This window comes from uncultured Veillonella sp., from assembly GCF_963534045.1.
Taxonomy (GTDB): Bacteria; Bacillota; Negativicutes; order Veillonellales; family Veillonellaceae; genus Veillonella.
The window spans coordinates 1-2,678 of the sequence record NZ_CAUSQT010000099.1 but is presented as its reverse complement, the minus strand read 5'-3'; the positions used below and the strand labels follow the sequence as shown (position 1 = coordinate 2,678).

The 2,678-nt window shown below is 41.0% G+C and carries 5 protein-coding genes; all 5 read right to left on the bottom strand.

Annotated features, from left to right (window positions below; translation table 11 throughout):
* Nucleotides 1-773, bottom strand: a 773-nt coding sequence (jag, locus tag RYP29_RS08830) for an RNA-binding cell elongation regulator Jag/EloR (protein WP_311533197.1), incomplete at its 3' end; no start/stop codon positions are given.
* 8 nt (nucleotides 774-781) lie between these two features.
* Nucleotides 782-1,438 carry a YidC/Oxa1 family membrane protein insertase gene (locus RYP29_RS08825; protein WP_311533195.1) on the bottom strand — a complete coding sequence of 219 codons (657 nt, stop codon included), beginning with the start codon at nucleotides 1,436-1,438 and terminating at the stop codon, nucleotides 782-784.
* Between the two features lie 209 nt (nucleotides 1,439-1,647).
* Complete coding sequence (gene yidD / locus RYP29_RS08820; RefSeq protein WP_081448442.1) at nucleotides 1,648-1,902, bottom strand: membrane protein insertion efficiency factor YidD; 255 nt, start codon at nucleotides 1,900-1,902, stop codon at nucleotides 1,648-1,650.
* A gap of 121 nt (nucleotides 1,903-2,023) precedes the next feature.
* Nucleotides 2,024-2,371 carry a ribonuclease P protein component gene (rnpA, locus tag RYP29_RS08815; RefSeq protein WP_295226920.1) on the bottom strand — a complete coding sequence of 116 codons (348 nt, stop codon included), beginning with the start codon at nucleotides 2,369-2,371 and terminating at the stop codon, nucleotides 2,024-2,026.
* Between the two features lie 79 nt (nucleotides 2,372-2,450).
* On the bottom strand, nucleotides 2,451-2,585 hold the full coding sequence (rpmH, locus tag RYP29_RS08810) for a 50S ribosomal protein L34 (protein WP_004692946.1): 135 nt from the start codon (nucleotides 2,583-2,585) through the stop codon (nucleotides 2,451-2,453).
* Between the last annotated feature and the right edge of the window lie 93 nt (nucleotides 2,586-2,678).

Here is a 2,678-nt window from a genome sequence, read left to right as displayed (position 1 = left end):
GAAATCACAATGTGACGGAATGGTTCATCACCAGCGGATTCTGTGACGATGTTTTTATCATCATGCAACGCCGTATGAATGATTTTGCGTTCAAATGCATTCATAGGTTCTAAGGAAACTTTTTGATGGTTACGTTTTACCTTAGCTGCAAGGCGTTTTGCAAGATTGATCAACGTTTCTTCACGACGAGCGCGGTAATTTTCCACATCCACCACGATGTGACAATGGCCAGATACCTCTTTGTGAGCCACCAAATTCGTTAAATATTGGATAGCATCAAGGGTTTGACCATGTTTACCAATCAAGATACCAAGGTCTTCACCATGTACTTGGAATGTGATTTTATCAGCGGTAAACATCTTTTCAATCATCACGATAAGGCCCATTTGAGCAAACATCTTTTCAAGGAATTCCTTACCTTTTTCAGCGATGATTTGTTGTGTTTCTTTTGAAAGCTCTTGTTTAGCTTTCACAGATACCGGAGAATCATCAACAGATTCAGCCACGTTGCGTTCATCAGTCGCAACAGGCGCATCCGATACAGCATCAGAAGTCTCAGCGATGACTTCTTTTTCTTCTTCCGTAGCCGCAGCTGCTACCGTTGTATAGAACAAACGAACCACAGCTGGTTTACGGCCAATACCTAAAAAACCATTAGAAGGTTGTTCAATAACCTTTGTTTCTACCAATTCACGGCCATCTATAGAAAGTTCTGCAACCCCTTTAGCGATGGCATCTTCAATCGTTTTAGCAGATACATCGATAAATTCCATAGTGCCTCCTATTTATTAGCTTCTAAGCCTTTGTAAATGAAATGTTGTTGCACCAATTGGAACACATTAGATACAATCCAGTAAATAACAAGACCAGATGGGAAGTTCAAGGAAATGTAACCGATGAACAATGGCATAAAGATTTGCATAATCTTTTGTTGTTGTGCAGCGGCACCACTGGAACCCATGCTAGTTTGTCGGGACATGATCCATGTGGACAAAGCACTCAATACTGGCAAGATGTAGTATGGATCTGCTTCGCCAAGGCTAGGAAGCCATAAGAAATGTTCGAATTCAGGATTGTAAGGATATCCTTGCAATGCGTAGAAAATAGCAATCAAGAACGGCATTTGCACCAATAAAGGCAAGCAGCCAGCCAATGGGTTTACGCCCATTTCTTTGTACATAGCGCCCATCTCAGCTTGCAAACGTTGAGGGTCGTTTTTGTATTTTTCTTGAAGCTCTTTCATGCGAGGTTGTAACTCTTGCATTGCTTTCATAGATTTAATTTGTTTTACTGTCAACGGCGCTAAAATCGCTTTAATAATGACAGTAATGATGATAATAGCCACCCCATAGCTTGGGAATCCGACCATTTCAGTCAAGTTGAAAGCATATGTCACAAGTGTGCGCATAAATTCAACTAAATAGTTAAAAATTTCCATTGTTTCTCCTTCGAGTGCAGGTAGAAATTGGGCTCCTTCGCGCATCCATATATCGTTATGGTATGGTCTAAATTTCATCCATACAGATGCTCAGGTATTTCCAAAACTGTGCTTGCTCAGGCGAATATTGTTTGTGAAAGTTTTCGCTAACGCCTTTTTACTATTGCTTGTGAAAGCCCTAACTAGCGTTAGCTTTCACCAAAACCAATCTACGGAACGGGATCATACCCACCCTTGTGGAATGGATGGCAACGCAAAATGCGTTTTAGCCCAAGCCAGCTACCTTTCAAAGGCCCATATTTTTCAATGGCCTGCAGAGTATATGCGGAACAAGTGGGATAATATCGGCAACATCCCGGTTTGAGAGGGGAAATGGCAATCTGATAGAAGCGAATAACGAGCCATAAAACAAAGGTAACCCCTCGTTTTATAAGATTTAATAAAGTTATACATGTATCTTTCATAGAATTCACCATGATTGGATTGGCGTATGTATCTAAGACAGTTCCACCAAATCCATATACCTCATAATACGCGAATAGGACCAAAGCATAGCGCTGTCCATGCTTGTGGTCCTATATAGGATTATACTAAGAGCTTGCTTTTACGCAATAAGTACAGTATTTCCTTTTCCGCTCGTTCATAGGTTGCGTCCTTCAGAGGGCCACGTCCAACGATAACAATATGATACCCTTCGCGAATTTGATGCTGATTGAGGCGATACACCTCTTTCATAAGGCGACGTGCCCGATTTCGTTCAACCGCACAGCCCACCTTTTTACCCGTTACAAATCCGATACGAGTCTTTTGCTTCGCTACAGGCATACGATATAACACGCACATGCGTCCTACCTCGTACTTACCATGCTTATACACAAGGCGATATTCATTATTGTTTATAATACGTCTCGTTTTATCTAAGCGGTAATCCATTGTATCGTCCGAGTCCTATAGAATAGAAAAACTTGGCAAGAGCGCCAAGTTTTCTGAAAGCTCTTGCTGAGCCATTATATTATGCAGATAAGCGTTTTCTGCCTTTAGCACGTCTTCTTTTCAATACGAGACGGCCACCGATAGTTTTCATGCGTTCACGGAAACCATGGGTACGTTTTCTCCAAAGAGTATTTGGTTGATATGTACGTTTCATTAGTAAAACACCTCCTCGTTATATATTTGTTTTACTTATACCATAACAGGGTAATTATAGAGGGAAAACGCAAATCTGTCAATAAAAAACAGG